This is a genomic window from Kitasatospora sp. NPDC048296 (genome assembly GCF_043201815.1).
Taxonomy (GTDB): domain Bacteria; phylum Actinomycetota; class Actinomycetes; order Streptomycetales; family Streptomycetaceae; genus Kitasatospora.
In genome coordinates this window covers 14,602-28,744 of sequence record NZ_JBICZB010000051.1, presented here as the reverse complement: position 1 = coordinate 28,744, position 14,143 = coordinate 14,602, and the positions used below count along the sequence as shown (strand labels likewise).

Annotated in this window: 14 protein-coding genes; 3 read left to right on the top strand and 11 right to left on the bottom strand. The window is 73.2% G+C overall.

What is annotated here, in order from left to right; translation table 11 throughout:
* Positions 1 to 11: 11 nt before the first annotated feature.
* Positions 12 to 1,331, bottom strand: coding sequence for an MFS transporter (locus tag ACGF12_RS26280; protein ID WP_393034795.1), 1,320 nt, complete (start codon positions 1,329 to 1,331; stop codon positions 12 to 14).
* A 5-nt stretch (positions 1,332 to 1,336) separates the two neighbouring features.
* Positions 1,337 to 2,272 (bottom strand): alkaline phosphatase family protein, encoded by a 936-nt coding sequence (locus ACGF12_RS26275; protein WP_393034793.1) that lies wholly within the window; start codon positions 2,270 to 2,272, stop codon positions 1,337 to 1,339.
* Positions 2,273 to 2,534: 262 nt separating this feature from the next.
* Between ACGF12_RS26275 and ACGF12_RS26270 the strand changes: the two genes are divergently transcribed.
* Together ACGF12_RS26270 and cobC are read left to right on the top strand one after the other, a co-directional pair.
* A complete protein-coding gene (locus tag ACGF12_RS26270; protein WP_393034790.1) occupies positions 2,535 to 3,794 on the top strand; it encodes a cobalamin biosynthesis protein in 1,260 nt (419 codons plus the stop codon).
* Positions 3,791 to 4,837 carry an Rv2231c family pyridoxal phosphate-dependent protein CobC gene (cobC, locus tag ACGF12_RS26265; protein WP_393034788.1) on the top strand — a complete coding sequence of 349 codons (1,047 nt, stop codon included), beginning with the start codon at positions 3,791 to 3,793 and terminating at the stop codon, positions 4,835 to 4,837. The genes ACGF12_RS26270 and cobC overlap by 4 nt, the downstream gene beginning before the upstream one ends.
* Here cobC and ACGF12_RS26260 read toward each other — a convergent pair.
* The 8 genes from ACGF12_RS26260 to ACGF12_RS26225 all read right to left on the bottom strand — a co-directional run bounded on the left by ACGF12_RS26260 (position 4,824) and on the right by ACGF12_RS26225 (position 11,682).
* The gene (locus tag ACGF12_RS26260) at positions 4,824 to 5,639 is read right to left on the bottom strand and encodes an MOSC domain-containing protein (protein WP_393034785.1); all 816 of its coding nucleotides are present in this window, start codon (positions 5,637 to 5,639) and stop codon (positions 4,824 to 4,826) included. The two genes, cobC and ACGF12_RS26260, sit on opposite strands and share 14 nt — an antisense overlap.
* Positions 5,633 to 6,169, bottom strand: coding sequence for a hypothetical protein (locus ACGF12_RS26255; RefSeq protein ID WP_393034782.1), 537 nt, complete (start codon positions 6,167 to 6,169; stop codon positions 5,633 to 5,635). The genes ACGF12_RS26260 and ACGF12_RS26255 overlap by 7 nt, the downstream gene beginning before the upstream one ends.
* The gene (locus ACGF12_RS26250; RefSeq protein ID WP_393034779.1) at positions 6,166 to 6,699 is read right to left on the bottom strand and encodes an HAD domain-containing protein; all 534 of its coding nucleotides are present in this window, start codon (positions 6,697 to 6,699) and stop codon (positions 6,166 to 6,168) included. The genes ACGF12_RS26255 and ACGF12_RS26250 overlap by 4 nt, the downstream gene beginning before the upstream one ends.
* 60 nt (positions 6,700 to 6,759) lie before the next feature.
* Positions 6,760 to 7,215, bottom strand: coding sequence for a cupin domain-containing protein (locus ACGF12_RS26245; RefSeq protein WP_393034776.1), 456 nt, complete (start codon positions 7,213 to 7,215; stop codon positions 6,760 to 6,762).
* A gap of 296 nt (positions 7,216 to 7,511) precedes the next feature.
* Positions 7,512 to 8,534, bottom strand: a complete 1,023-nt coding sequence (gene glnII / locus ACGF12_RS26240; protein WP_393034773.1) for a glutamine synthetase GlnII — start codon at positions 8,532 to 8,534, stop codon at positions 7,512 to 7,514.
* A 219-nt stretch (positions 8,535 to 8,753) separates the two neighbouring features.
* Positions 8,754 to 9,722 carry an SCO1860 family LAETG-anchored protein gene (locus tag ACGF12_RS26235; protein ID WP_393034771.1) on the bottom strand — a complete coding sequence of 323 codons (969 nt, stop codon included), beginning with the start codon at positions 9,720 to 9,722 and terminating at the stop codon, positions 8,754 to 8,756.
* A gap of 143 nt (positions 9,723 to 9,865) precedes the next feature.
* Entirely contained in the window at positions 9,866 to 10,543 is a 678-nt protein-coding gene (locus tag ACGF12_RS26230; protein ID WP_393034769.1) for a uracil-DNA glycosylase, read from the bottom strand.
* Positions 10,544 to 10,590: 47 nt separating this feature from the next.
* Positions 10,591 to 11,682: an amidohydrolase family protein gene (locus ACGF12_RS26225; RefSeq protein ID WP_393034766.1), complete on the bottom strand. Its 1,092-nt coding sequence runs from the start codon at positions 11,680 to 11,682 to the stop codon at positions 10,591 to 10,593.
* A gap of 174 nt (positions 11,683 to 11,856) precedes the next feature.
* On the opposite strand from ACGF12_RS26225, the gene ACGF12_RS26220 reads away from it, so the two are divergent.
* Positions 11,857 to 12,942, top strand: coding sequence for a pyridoxal-phosphate-dependent aminotransferase family protein (locus tag ACGF12_RS26220; RefSeq protein ID WP_393034763.1), 1,086 nt, complete (start codon positions 11,857 to 11,859; stop codon positions 12,940 to 12,942).
* A gap of 52 nt (positions 12,943 to 12,994) precedes the next feature.
* Here the strand turns inward: ACGF12_RS26220 and ACGF12_RS26215 are convergent, their stop codons facing one another.
* The gene (locus tag ACGF12_RS26215) at positions 12,995 to 14,113 is read right to left on the bottom strand and encodes a Gfo/Idh/MocA family protein (protein ID WP_393034760.1); all 1,119 of its coding nucleotides are present in this window, start codon (positions 14,111 to 14,113) and stop codon (positions 12,995 to 12,997) included.
* Between the last annotated feature and the right edge of the window lie 30 nt (positions 14,114 to 14,143).

The following is a 14,143-nucleotide window of genomic DNA, read 5'->3' as shown; positions in this document are numbered from 1 at the left end:
GCTCTCCTCGTTCACGCGGTCTCCTCGGCGGCAACGGGTTCGGACGTACGCAGCACCACCGCGGCGCCGCCCACGCACAGCGCCAGCGCCCCGGCCGACCAGGCCAGGGCGGTCGCGCCGCCCACCACGCTCCACAGCGCGCCGAACAGCAGCGAGCAGGCGAACCGGGCGAGCGCCTGCCCGGTGCCGACCAGTGCCAGTCCGGCGCCGCGCTGTTCGGCGGGCACCGTGTCGGCCGCGGCGGCGGCGAGCACCCCGTCGGTGGCGGCGTAGAAGGAGCCGTGCAGCACCAGCACGCAGATCACCGCGGGCAGCCCGCGCAGCGGCGACAGCAGCATCCCGTACGCGAGCAGCAGCACCCCGTGCCCGAGCAGGAAGAGCCGGCGGCGGCCGATCCGGTCGGCGAGCGAGCCGAACGGGACGGCCAGCAGCAGGAAGGCGGCGGCGGTGCCGAGCGGCAGCAGCGGGAACAGGCTGACGGACAGGCCGAGTCGGCGCTGGATCAGCAGGTAGAGGAAGGAGTCGCTGACGGTGGTGAGCCCGAGCAGCACGGCGCACAGGGTGAGCCGGCGCAGCCCGGGCAGGCGCAGCAGGGTGAGGCTGTCCCGCAGCGAAGGGGCCGACCTTGACGGTGCGTCACCTTGCTGCCGGTTCGGCACGAACAGCAGCAGGATCAGCACGCCCAGCGCGGCGACGCAGGAGCTGACCGTGAACACCGCGTCGTAGCCGTGCCGTTCGCCGCCGTCGGCGAGCAGCGGGCCGCCCGCGAGGCGCAGCACCAGGAAGGCGGTGAGCGGGCCGAGCAGGGCGCCGGCCGTGTCCATCGCCCGGTGCACGCCGAACGCCCGTCCGCGGTGGGCGGGTTCGGTCGCGAGCGAGATCATCGCGTCCCGGGGCGCGGTGCGCAGGCCCTTGCCGGTGCGGTCCACGGCGATGACGGCGCCGATCAGCGGCACGGTGTGGACGAACAGCAGCAGTGGCCGGCACAGCGCGGACAGCCCGTAGCCGACGGCCGCGACGGCCTTGTGGCGGGCGGCCCCGTCGCGGCCGCGGCGGTCGGCGAGGTGGCCGCCGACGAGGCGGACGAGGGCGCTGAAGCCGTTCTGGATGCCGTCGAGCAGCCCGAAGCCGAGCGGGGAGAGGCCGAGTCCGGTGAGCAGGTAGAGCGGCAGGACGGCACTGACCATCTCGGAGGAGATGTCGGTGACCATGCTGACGGCGCCGAGGGCGAGGACCGCCCCCGGCACGGCGCGCAGGGCGGCGCCCCGCCGCACCGGGCCGGTGGCCGGTGCGACGGGGGCCTTGGAGCTGCGGGAGTCCGCGACGTACACGGGCGTCAGTTCCAGATGCCCGTGATGTCCGCGGCACCGGCGGAGTTGCCGGCGTGGGCGTTGACCCCGGCCAGGTCCTCCAGGGTGTGCAGCACGTCGTAGTGGTTGTAGGTGGTGGCGGTGGAGCTGCCCGGGGCGACGTGGGCGCCGTAGACCAGGGTCGGGATGCGGTTGCCGGCCAGTCGGTTGTCCTCGTCGAAGGTCACCACCAGCAGGCTGTTGTTGCTCTTGGCCCACTGGGCGTACGCGTCGAGGTTGGTCTGCAGCCAGGAGTCGCCGGTGCCCACCGAACAGTCGTGCATGTCGTCGCACAGGTCCGGGATGACGAAGGAGACCTTGGGCAGGGTGGTGAAGTCGGTCGGGAACGCGTCCATGCCGTAGGCGGTGGAGGTGGGCACGTTGCCGAAGCCGAACCACGGGTTGTGCTTCTGGGCGTAGTTGCCGCTGCTGCAGTCGGTGGCGCCGGGGGCGGGCAGGCCCTCGTTGTAGCTGGCCCAGGTCTGGTTGGCGGCGAGCAGCTCGGAGGCCAGGTTCGGCTCCTGCAGCGCGCCGACGTCCACGCAGCTGTCGTCGACGATGCCCTGGGCACTGCCGGAGAACAGCATGTAGTAGTTGGGCTGGCTGGGGTGGGTGAGTGCGTACGACTGGGTCAGCTTCGCGCCGCCGGCCGCCAGGGTGCCGTTGATGTACGGCGCGTTCGAGCTGCCGATGACCTGCGAGTACGCGTGGTTCTCCAGCATGACGACGACCACGTGGTCGGGCGAGGGCAGGCCGACGGCGGTATCGGCGGCCGCGCTGCCGCCCGCGGCCCACAGGCCGAGCGAGCCGGCGACCAGGCCGAGGCCGGTGGCGAGGGCGGTGAGCGGACGGAGCTTGCGACGACGGGCGGGGCGCGGGCCGGCGGTAGGGGTGCCGGGGGTGCGGAGTCGTGCGAAGGCCATGGGGTCCTCCGTGTGTCGGGGCTTCCGGGGCGGGAGCGCCGAGAACAGTAGGATCGCGGCATGTCGTGTACCGCACAAGAGAAGTGAAGAACAGACGAACAGCTGCGACGCGGTCCCCGTACGAAGCAATCGAGTCGGCGTCGCGGGGCGACGGAGTCCGCGTCGGATCTCACACGTGCCGCGATTGACCCGTTTCAGCCGCACGTGGTGGGATCGCGGGGGCCCATCCGTGTGGGGCCGGGGACGGTGAGGAGAGCGGTACGTGATCGGACTGGTCGCCATCGACGGGGCCGTCCGGCCGCTCGCCGACGAGCTGCACGCCGCCTGGCCGGAAAGCAGCCGTGTCCACCGCGCCTCGATGGGCAACTGCTTCCAGCCACCTGACGCAATGTCCTTCGCCCTCAGCCAGTACCGGCGGGTGGTCGCCTTCGCGCCACTGCCGACGGTCGTCTCGCTGCTCCAGCACTGGCACGTCGATGTTCCGCGCGGTACGACCCTGCTCTGCGTGGACCCTCAGCGCCGCTGGGTGATCCCGCTGGCCGGCGGGAAGGCCGCCGAGGAACTGGCCCGGGAGGTGGAGGCCGTCCTCGGCGTCACACCAGTGCTCACCGGCTACCCGCCGGAACCCGAGCACCCCGCGCCCACGCCGCCCCCGAACGTCCGACCCGACACGCCCGCGGACACCCCGATCCTGCGGGTCATCGACCAGGAGGACCCGGGCCACAGCGACATCCTGGTGTTCCCGCGCAACTTGGTGGTCGGGATCGGTGCGGGCAGCGGCACCGAGCGGGCCGAGGCGATGCGGCTGCTGGTGGACACCCTGGAGGAGAACGGCTTCGCCCGTTCCTCGGTGGCCCGGCTGGCCACCGTGGCCGGAAAGGCGAACCATCCGGCGGTGCGCTGGGCCGCGTCCTGCCTCGCCGGCGTACCGGTGGACGAGCACCCGGCGGCGAAGCTGGCGGGAGTGCCAGTGCCGAACCCGTCCGCCGTGGTCGGTACAGCTGTCGGCACCGCGAGCGTCGCCGAGGCGGCGGCGCTCGCGAGTGCACCCGGCGGTCAACTCCTGGTGGCCAAACGGAAGTCTGCGACGGCGACGGTGGCGATCGCCCGAGCGGCAGTGCGCGGACGGCTGACCGTGATCGGTCTCGGGTCGGGCGAGCCTGACCAGCTGGGGACGCACGCGTTGACGGAACTGCGGAGCGCGTCGGCGGTGGTTGGCAGGCCGCAGGCGATCGAGGCGGTGGCCGAACTGCTTCGGCCGGGGACGCGGCAGGCCGCTGTGGCGGCACCCGGGACGGTGCTGAGCGCCAGCGGGCGGGTGGTGCCCTGGGCCTGCGTGGCGGTGGACGGCGCCGGAACGGTGGTCGACCACATCGGGGCAGCCGCCCAACTCGCCGCCCACGGGCACGCCGTGGCGCTGGCCGCGCTCGGCGACGGCGCCGGGCTCGCCGTGCCACCGGGCCCGTACGACGTCCACCGGGTGCCCGGCCTTCCCGTCGACCAGCAAGGAGCCTCCGCATGACCGCCCCCGAACCCGACCTGCGCCACCACGGCGACGCCGAGGTGCGCGCCGACGGGCGCGACCTGGTCGACCTCGCGGTCAACGTCCGCACCGGCACGCCCCCGGCCTGGCTGCGCGAGCACCTGGCCGCCACCCTCGGCGACCTCGCCGCCTACCCCGACCAGAGCGCCGCCCGCGCCGCGGTGGCCGCCCGGCACGGGCGCCCGGTCGGGGAGGTGCTGCTCACCTCGGGGGCGGCGGAGGCCTTCGTGCTGCTCGCCCGCGTGCTGACGGTACGCCACATCGTCGTGGTGCACCCGCAGTTCACCGAGCCCGAGGCGGCGCTGCGGGACGCCGGGCACCGGGTGCACCGGGTGCTGCTCACCGCCGAGGACGGCTTCCGGCTCACCGCCGTCCCCGAGGAGGCGGACCTGGTCGTCCTCGGCAATCCGACCAACCCGACCTCCGTGCTGCACCCCGCCGAGGCCGTCGCCGCGCTCGCCCGCCCCGGGCGCACCCTGGTGGTGGACGAGGCCTTCATGGACACCGTCCCGGGCGAGCGGGAGTCCCTGGCCTCGGTCCGGGACCTGCCCGGCCAGGTCGTCGTCCTGCGCAGCCTCACCAAGACCTGGGGCCTGGCCGGGCTGCGGATCGGCTACGTGCTCGGACCGGCGCCGCTGATCGCCGCCCTCGGTGCCGCCCAGCCGCTCTGGCCGGTCTCCACCCCGGCCCTGGCCGCCGCCGAGATCTGCAGCGGCCCGGCGGCACTCGCCGAAGCGGAGCGCGCGGCCGCCGAACTGGCCCTCTGGCGCGCGCACCTGGTGAAGGGCCTGGCCGCCTTCCCGGCGCTGCGGATCCACGGCGAACCGGCCGCCTCCTTCGTCCTGGTCCGGCTGCCGGGCGCGGCGGCCGTGCGCGAGCGGCTGCGCGGGCACGGCTTCGCCGTCCGACGCGGGGACACCTTCCCCGGGCTCGGCCAGGACTGGCTGCGGATCGCCGTCCGGGACGAGGAGACCACCGACCGCTTCCTCAACGCCCTGGACACGGTGCTCAGTTCACCCTGACGTCGGCGTCGGTCACCCTGACGGCGTCGCCGGTCTCGATCCGGCCGGGCACCAGCACCTGGGCGTACACCCCGGCACAGGGCAGCTCCGGCATGCCCTCCAGCGGGACCAGCCGGTTCCGCTCGGCCGGAATCCGCAGCGCCCCGGTGCGGCGGGGCAGCGGGCCGTGCCGCAGGGTCGGAACGGCGCAGCGCGGGGTGGGCACCACGACCCGCAGCCGCAGCGTCGGGCCGATCATCAACTCCTGCCCCACCCAGGCGTTCTCGACGAATCCCTCGCCCTCGGTGCGGATCACCAGGTTCGGCCGGTAGCGCTCGGCCTCGGCGTCGACGGCCGCCAGCGTCGAGCTGGTGATCAGGTGCAGCGGGGCGAAGTCGAAGAAGCCGCCCTCCGGCGCGGCCCGCCCCAACTCGTTGACGGTGAACGACACTTCCGCCTCGATGCCACGCGCGAGCACCTCCTCCGGCACGGCCCGCTCGACCGTCGCGCCGGGCTGGCGCTCGGTGATCAGGGCGAGCTTGCGGCCGAACGCCTCGGACAGCTCCGTCTCGTCGGCGCCACGCCCGTCCGGGCCGGTGATCGCCACCCCGCCGTCCGCCGTGGCCGCCGCCGAGTACCGGAGCAGGCCCGCCCACAGCCGCGGGTGCTTGGCACTCGCCACCCGTCCGGTCGCCAGGTCGAGCAGCGCCCGCTCCCGGTCCCCGGCCAGGCCCCGCCGGTCCACCTCGGCCGCCGAAAGCTCCTCCCCCAGCAGCGACTTCACCGGGTAGCGGCGCAGCCGCTCGACGCTGCCGATCAGCACGCGTCCTCCGCCCACTCCCGCAGCGCCGCGAAGTGCAGCTCCCGCAGGCCAGCCCGGGGGTCGACCCACAGCGGCAGCGCCGGGGCCGGGTGGTTCGCCGCGATCCACTCGATGTCCTGCGGGCCGAGCTCGTCGTCCAGCCAGACGAACGGCCGCCCGGCCGCCCAGGCCACCAGCTCCCTGGTCTTCCAGTGCAGCCCGTCCGGATCCTCCCGGAACACCTCCGTCCAGGGTATGTACGGGAGTTCGGGCAGCCCGATGCGCGGCCCGATGAAGGTGTTCGCCTCGTCCATCCAGGTCGTCGCCCACACCAGCTCGTACGGCAGCGCCAGCAACTCCGCCCCGTGCGCCGGGTTCAGCCACACCCGCAGCGGCTTCACCCGCTCCCGGGGCTGCGGCGCATGGCGCGCCACCCACGACTCGGGCAGCAGCCGATGGGTGCCGTACCCCTCGGGGCGGCGGGTCTTCGGCGCGGCATAGGGATTGAGCGGCCCGTCCACGTCGAGCAGGAGCAACGGCTGTCCGGTCATGCGGCGGCCGCCCACTCCCGCAGGGTCGCGAAGTCCTCGGCCAGCAGGCCGATCCGGGGGTTGACGTGCAGCACGAGCCCCTGGCCCGGGTGGTTCGCCTCGATCCAGTCGGCGTCCTGCGGGCCGAGCTCGTCGTCCACCCACACGAACGGCCGCCCGGCCGCCCAGGCGACCACGTCCCTGGTCTTCCAGTGCAGCCCGTCCGGATCCTCGCCGAACAGCTCCGTCCAACGGATGTACGGCAGTTCGGGCAGTCCGAGGTTCGGCCCGATGTGGGTGTTCGCCTCGTCCATCCAGGTCGTCGCCCACACCAGCTCGTACGGCAATGCCAGCAACTCCGCCCCGTGCGCCGGGTTCAGCCACACCCGCAGCGGCTTCACCTCACCGTCCGAGCGCCGCGTCTGCCGCTCGGCCCACCAGGTCGGCATCAGGTCGTGGGTGCGGTAGCCGTCCGGCCGCCGAAACCTGGACGCGGCATAGGGGTTGAGCGGTCCGTCCACGTCGAGCAGGAGCAGGGGCTGCTGGGTCATGCCATGAATTGTCCGGCGACGACCGGTGATTGACCAGCGATTTGCGCTACCGCAGCCTGTCTACGCGGACGGTCGCTGCGGCCGGTGGACGGACAGGTCCGGGACGTTCACCACGATCGCCTCCTGCGTCGAGCGGGCGATCACGACCACGGCCTCCTCGGCCGGGTCCGGGTTCTCCTCGCGGTGGGGGATGTTCGGCGGGACGAAGACGTAGTCGCCCGGGGAGGTGCGGATCCGCTCCTCCTCGCCGTTCTCCCCGAGGAAGACGAACTCGGGGTGACCGCTCACCACGTAGATCGCCGACTCCGAGTCGCCGTGATGGTGATTGCCCGAGGACACCCCGGGACCGACGTGCGTCTGGCCCATCCACAACCGCTCGGCACCGACACTCTGCCCGCTGATCGCCGCCAGCCGGCGCATCCCCGAACTCTGGGTGGTGCCGGCGTCCAGCGCCCCGGCCGGCACGTGGTGCACCCGGGCGGCCGGGGGAAGATCGGGGTGGAAGGCGTCGGTCACTGTCGGCTCCACGGCTCGCGGGCGGCCACCGGCAACGGAACGCCCTCTCCCGATCAGTATCCTCGGGGCCGGTCCCCCGCGACACCCCGACCGCGATCACGAGCCGAGCCAACTCGTGCCGGAATCACGGGGATACGGCCGACTTCGTCACCGGACCGAGGAGATCGCCGCAACGCCGTGCCGGCCGCGCCGCCCACCTCGCCGAGGCCGAGGGCGAGGCCGAGGGCTGACGGAACGCCCGTAGGCCCTCCCCCTGGCGGGGAAGGGCCTACGGGCGTGGGGGCTTCAGGGGCGGATCAGACCTGGCCGGCCTTCTCCAGAGCCTCGCAGCAGGTGTTGATCAGGAGGCGGGTGACGACGTAGGGGTCGATGTTGGCGTTCGGGCGACGGTCCTCGATGTAGCCCTTCTTCTCCACCTCGACCTGCCACGGGATGCGGACCGAGGCGCCGCGGTCGGAGACGCCGTAGCTGTAGACGTTCCACGGGGCGGTCTCGTGCTTGCCGGTCAGGCGGGACTGGATGTCGTCACCGTACTGATTGACGTGCTCCAGCACCTTCTCCTGGGAGGCGCCGAGGGACTCGCAGGCGGTGATGATGGCGTCGTAGCCCTCGCGCATCGCCTTGGTGGAGAAGTTGGTGTGCGCACCCGCGCCGTTCCAGTCGCCACGGGCCGGCTTGGCGTCCAGGGTGGCGTCGATGCCGAACTCCTCGGCGGTGCGGTACAGCAGGTAGCGGGCGATCCACAGGTCGTCCGAGACGGTCAGCGCGTCGACCGGGCCGATCTGGAACTCCCACTGGCCGGGCATGACCTCGGCGTTGATGCCGCAGATGGCCAGGCCGGCGTCGATGCAGCGGTCGAGGTGCAGCTCGACGATCTCGCGGCCGAAGACCTCCTCGGCGCCGACGCCGCAGTAGTAGCCGCCCTGCGGGGCCGGGAAGCCGCCCTCCGGGAAGCCGAGCGGGCGGGAGCCCTTGAAGAAGGTGTACTCCTGCTCGATGCCGAAGATCGACTCCTGCGCGGTGTACTTCTCCTCGACCTCACGCAGCAGGGCGCGGGTGTTGGACTCGTGCGGGGTGCCGTTCGTCTCCAGGACCTCGCAGAGGACGAGGATGTTGTCACCACCGCGGATCGGGTCCTTGACGACCTTCACCGGCTCCAGCACGCGGTCCGAGGCGTGGCCCTCGGCCTGGTTGGTCGAGGAACCGTCGAAGCCCCAGGTGGGGATCTTGTCGGCGTTGGGCAGGACGCGAGTCTTGGAACGGAGCTTCGCGGTCGGCTTGGTGCCGTCGATCCAGATGTACTCGGCCTTGATAGCCACGGCGTGTCCCTCGCAATGCTGGGTGGTGGGTGCCCGCGTAGCGTCGCAAGCCGCCGTTTCCCGGTTGTTCCTCTCATGTAACGCGCATGTGAACCAACCGTCCGCGTTGGCACGGTCACAGGGCGGGAGTGCCGGGTGCGGCACTCCCGCCCTCAAGGGTGCCCGCGCGCCCGGTGCCGGCCTCAGTGCCCACCGGCCCGGTGGCCGCCGGCGCCGACCTCAGTGCCGGCGGGCGTGCACGGCCCGGCGGCGCCGGGTGGCCCAGAGCGCGGCCGCCCCGCCCGCGACCAGGGCGGCGGCCCCTGCGGCCAACGGGCCGGTGGCGCTGCTGCCGCCGGTGGCGGCGAGCTTCTGCGGCTTCTCCACCGCCGCCTGCGGCACGGCGGCCCGCGAGGTGGTGGCGTCGGCCACCGGCTGGGCGGCGGGCGCGCTGGTGGGCGCGGCACTCGGGGTGTCCGTGGCGGAGGAGGTGGCCAACGGTGCGGCGGGCTTCTCGCAGCTCACCGAGGCGACGGTGATCTTCCCGGTGACCTTGGCGACGTTCAGGTTCAGCGGGTTCACCTCCACCTGCACCTCCAGTGCCGAGGCGGCGGCGGTGTTCGTGGTGGTGGTCTTCTTGGAGAACTCCACCGACACGCTGCCGACCATCGGCACGTCGACCTTGGTCGGGCCGTACAGCCCGACGGTGACGGGCTTGCCCAGCACGCTCAGCTTGGCGGGCGCGACCACGTTCGCGGTCGGCTGCCCGTCGACCGGGCAGGTCACCTCGGCGCTCATCGCCTCCAGGCCGAGCAGCGCGGTGGCGGGCAGGCCGGGGGCGTGCACGTCGGCGTTGACCAGCTTGACGGAGGCGGCGGTGCCCTTGGCGTCGGCGCGGGTGACGGACTTGCCGATGTCGGCCTTGACCAGCTCGACCGGGCCGGCCTGGTCGACCCCGTCCACCTTGGCGGTGAGCACCGATCCGTCCCTCTGCTCCGGTGTCTCCACCTTGTTGAGCGCGATGTTCACGGGTACGTCCACCGCCTTGTTCAACAGGCTGACGTCCAGGTCGAGTTCGGCGGTGACGGCGCGCGCCTTCCCGGGGGATGGCGTGGTGGCCGGGGCCGGAGCGGCCTGGACGGGCCCGGTGGTGAGCAACGTGCTCACCGCCACGGCGGCGGATGCGGAAACGAGTCGGCGAGAAGACATGGCGGTACCCCCACACAGCTGAAACGATGAGCCGCCAGTCTTCTCGAACTATCCGTCACATGAGCAACACGGAACGTCATTTCACCCGTTGGAGTGAGTTTGACACTCCGCGCCGACCACGGTCTGCTACGGCGGCAACTCCCCTACGGCAGCTGCCAGTCCACCGGCTGCGCCCCCTGCCGCACCAGCAGCTCGTTCGCCCGGCTGAACGGCCGGGAGCCGAAGAAGCCGCCGTTCGCCGAGTACGGGCTCGGGTGCGCCGACTCGATCGCCGGGATCTCCCCCAGCAGCGGCCGCAGGTTACGGGCGTCGCGCCCCCACAGGATCGCCACCAGCGGGCCGCCGCGCGCCGCCAGCGCCCGGATCGCCTGCTCGGTGACCTCCTCCCAGCCCTTGCCCCGGTGCGCGGCCGGCTTGCGCGGCGCGGTGGTCAGCGCCCGGTTGAGCAACAGCACGCCCTGGTCGGTCCACGGGGTGAGGTCCCCGTTGGACGGTTGCGGCAGGCCGAGGTCGTTGCCGTACTCCTGGAAGATGTTGATCAGGCTCGCCGGGATCGGCCGCACCTCCGGCCCCACCGAGAAGCTGAGCCCGACGGCGTGGCCGGGGGTCGGGTACGGGTCCTGCCCGACGATCAGCACCCGCACGTCCGCGAACGGCTGCTGGAAGGCCCGCAGCACGTTCGGCCCGGACGGCAGGTAGGTACGGCCGGCGGCCAGTTCGGCGCGCAGGAAGTCGCCCATGGCGGCGACCCGCCCGGCGACCGACTCCAGGGCGGTGGCCCAACCGGGCTCGACGATCTCATTCAGTGGACGCGGTGCCATGGTCGTCACCCTATCGGCCGATACCGACAGAGCGTCACCGCCGGTGATCACCCCACCGGCCGTCCCCGCAGCACCACCAGCCGCGGGTCCGCGAGCACCCGGACGTCCGCCCGGGGGTCCTCGTCGTACACCACGAAGTCCGCCGAGGCGCCCTCCACCAGCCCCGGCCGCCCCAGCCACTCCCGCGCGCCCCAACTCGCCGCCGACAGCGCCTCGGCCGGGCTCAGCCCCGCCTTCACCAGCTCGGCCACCTCGTCCGCGACCAGCCCGTGCGCGAGCGAGCCGCCCGCGTCCGTACCGACGAAGATCGGGATGCCGGCGTCGTGCGCGGCGCCCACGGTGTCGTACCGGCGCTCGTGCAGCCGCCGCATGTGCGCCGACCAGGCCGGGAACTTCTTCTCGCCGCCCGACGCCAGCTCCGGGAAGGTCGCGATGTTGACCAGCGTCGGGACGATCGCCACCCCGCGCTCGGCGAAGGCCGGGATCAGCTCCTCGGTCAGTCCGGTGGCGTGCTCGACGCAGTCGATCCCGGCCGCCAGCAGGTCCGGCAGCGACTCGGCCGCGAAGCAGTGCGCGGTGACCCGCGCGCCCTCCTCGTGCGCCGCCGCGATCGCCTCGACCAGCGCGTCGCCGGGCCAGCAGGCGGCGAGGTCGCCGCGCTCGCGGTCGATCCAGTCGCCGACCAGCTTCACCCAGCCGTCCCCGCGCCGGGCCTCGGCCCGCACGTAGGCGGCGAGGTCGCCGGGCTCGATCTCGTGCGCGTAGTTGCGGATGTAGCGGCGGGTGCGGGCGATGTGCCGCCCGGCGCGGATGATCCGGGGCAGGTCCTCGCGCTCGTCGATCCAGCGGGTATCGGCGGCCGAGCCGGCGTCGCGGATCAGCAGGGTACCGGCGTCACGGTCGGTGAGCGCCTGCTTCTCGCTGGTCTCGGCGTCCACGGCGCCGTGCGCGTCCAGTCCCACGTGGCAGTGGGCGTCCACCAGGCCGGGCAGCGCGAAGCCGGTCACCGTCCGGACGTCCCCGGCGGTCGGGGGGCGGGTGAAGGTCACCCGGCCGTCCACCACCCAGAGTTCGTCCCGGACCTCCTCCGGACCGACCAGCACCCGACCCCGGACGTGCAGCACCGCACCTTCACTCATGGCCGCACTCTACCGACGGGAACGTTCCGTGTAAGCAGTGAGAATGCGGCAGACTCGTTTCCGCACCCACCACCCGCCCCGCGAAAGGCCATCCGAAGTGAGCGAGCGTAGCGAGCGAACCATCAAGAGGTGCGCATGGGCGAATGCCCCTGCCGAGCACAGCGAGGCGGGCGCATGAGTCCCTTCCTCGACCTCCCCCCGCTCAGCGCCGCCGGGTTCGCGGCGATCGAGGACCAGGTGGCCGCGCTGCTGCACACCGAGGCCGACGTGATCGTGACCCAGGGTGAGGCGCTCCTGCCGCTGGAGGCCGCGATCCGCGGCGCCGCGCACCCGGGCTCCACCGCGCTGAACATCGTCACCGGCCCGTACGGGCAGACCTTCGGCAACTGGCTGCGCTCCTGCGGCGCCGAGGTCGTCGACCTCGCCGTCCCCTTCGACAGCGCGGTGAGCGCCGCACAGGTGGCCGAGGCCCTGGCCGCCAACCCGGCCGTCGACTTCGTCTCCCTGGTGCACGCCGAAGCCGCGACCGGCAACACCAACCCGGTCGCGGAGATCGCCGCCGTGGTCCGCGAGCACGGCGCCCTGCTGATGCTCGACGCGGTCGCCTCGGTCGCCGCCGAGCCGCTGCTCACCGACGAGTGGGGCATCGATCTGTGCGTGATCGGCGGCCAGAAGGCGATGGGCGGCCCGGCCGGGGTCTCCGCAGTCTCCGTCTCCGAGCGCGCCTGGGAGCGGATCGCCGCCAACCCGGCCGCCCCGCGCCGCTCCTACCTCTCCCTGCTGGACTGGAAGGAGCGCTGGACCGACGCCGGTCGCGCCGTACTCCCGCACGCCCCGGCCCAGTTGGAGATGCTGGCGCTCGGCGCCTGCCTGGACCGGATCGCCGCCGACGGCCTGCCCGCCGTGATCGCCCGCCACCGCGCCGCCTCCGCCGCCACCCGGGCCGGCGTCCGAGCACTCGGCACCCTCACCCCGTACGTCCACGAGGACGCCCACGCGGCCCCGGTCGCCACCACCCTGCGCACCCCGGCCGGCCTGCACGCCGCCGAACTCGCCGCCGCCCTCGACCCGGCCCTGCCGGTCCAGCCCGGCGGCGGGGCGCTGGCCGCGGAGATGCTGCGGATCAACCACTACGGGCCGGCGGCCTCGCTGGAGACGGTCGGCGCCTGCCTGACCGCCCTCGCGACGGCCACGAAGGCCGACGCCGAGCCCGCGCTGCTGGCCGCCGAGGCCGCCTGGCGAGCCACCGTCGGAGCCTAGACGACTGATGCCAAGGGGTTCAGTGGGCCCCGTCATTTGCCCCCAACTCTGCCTATCCGCCCAGGTGTTGCCGGGTTCCGGTCTCGGCGGAGCGCCTGATCGCATCGAGTAGCCGGTGCAGCCGCAGGCCTGCGTCGAAGCCGGGAACACTGGGGGAACCGGTCCGGATGTCGGTTGCCAGCCGCGCGTACAGCTGGGCCACGTTGAAGCCCTCCGCGTCCGGGGCGATGCCGGAAGCCCAGCGGTACCGCTCCGGTACGGCGAGATCCCGGAAGGTGCCGTTCGAGCTTCCACGCAGGCCGAGTTCACCGATCTGGATGCCGGCCGGGCCGCCCGCTCCGGTCGAGACGACGGCCAGGTCTCCCTCGGTACCGGAGATCTCCAGCCGGGTCCGGGCCTCGGTGACCTTGCCGTCGTGGATGTGCGCCGAGACGACGCCGCCGTCGACGAGGGTCGCGCTGAGCAGGAGGTGGTCGGGGCTGGTCGCCTCGACCGTCTCGCCGGTTTCGGCGACGGTGTAGCAGGAGCGCTGGACGGACAGCTCGGCCGACAGCTCGCGGAAGGCGCCGAGCACGTGCTGCAGCGCGTCGAGGGTGTGCCCGCCCGCGACCTCCAGGAGGCCGGCACCGTTGTCGCGGTCGAGGGTGTAGGCCGCCCAGGCGGGTATCTGCTCTCCGGCCCCCTTGCCGCGCGCGGCGTGGACGGTCGCCGAGGTGATCCGCCCGAGCCGGCCGTCGGCGATCAGGTCGCGGGCGTAGGCGACCGCCGGCGCGTAGCGCGCCTGCAGTCCGATCGCGTGGTGAACTCCCGCGCCACGGGCGGTTTTCGCCAGTGCTTCGGCTTCGCTGGAGGTCCGGGCCAGCGGCCACTCGCAGTACACGTGCTTGCCGGCGGCCAGTGCGGCCTCGATCAGTCCGGCGTGTGCCGGGACCTTCACGGTGATGACGACCAGATCCACCTCGGGGTGCTCGGCGAGCTGCCGGGCGTCGGTGAACGCGTACGGGGCTCCGAACAGCCGGGCCGCCGCGCGGGCGCTCTCGGGGCGGCTGGTGCCGACCGCGGCGATCTCGTAGTCCGGTAGCGCCAGCAGCGCCGGGATGTGCGCCCGCGCGGCCCAGCCCCGGTCGGGACTCGCACCGATGATGCCCACGCGGATCTTCTTCGCTTCCACGCCCGCGACTCCTCGACGACCTAAGCGGAC

Coding starts and splice junctions, on each gene's coding strand:
- ACGF12_RS26220 (WP_393034763.1), top strand. CDS start 11,857: ATGAGTCCCTTCCTCGACCTCCCCCCGCTCAGCGCCGCCGGGTTCGCG.
- ACGF12_RS26235 (WP_393034771.1), bottom strand. CDS start 9,722: ATGTCTTCTCGCCGACTCGTTTCCGCATCCGCCGCCGTGGCGGTGAGC.
- ACGF12_RS26275 (WP_393034793.1), bottom strand. CDS start 2,272: ATGGCCTTCGCACGACTCCGCACCCCCGGCACCCCTACCGCCGGCCCG.
- ACGF12_RS26225 (WP_393034766.1), bottom strand. CDS start 11,682: ATGAGTGAAGGTGCGGTGCTGCACGTCCGGGGTCGGGTGCTGGTCGGT.
- cobC (WP_393034788.1), top strand. CDS start 3,791: ATGACCGCCCCCGAACCCGACCTGCGCCACCACGGCGACGCCGAGGTG.
- ACGF12_RS26255 (WP_393034782.1), bottom strand. CDS start 6,169: ATGACCGGACAGCCGTTGCTCCTGCTCGACGTGGACGGGCCGCTCAAT.
- ACGF12_RS26230 (WP_393034769.1), bottom strand. CDS start 10,543: ATGGCACCGCGTCCACTGAATGAGATCGTCGAGCCCGGTTGGGCCACC.
- ACGF12_RS26250 (WP_393034779.1), bottom strand. CDS start 6,699: ATGACCCAGCAGCCCCTGCTCCTGCTCGACGTGGACGGACCGCTCAAC.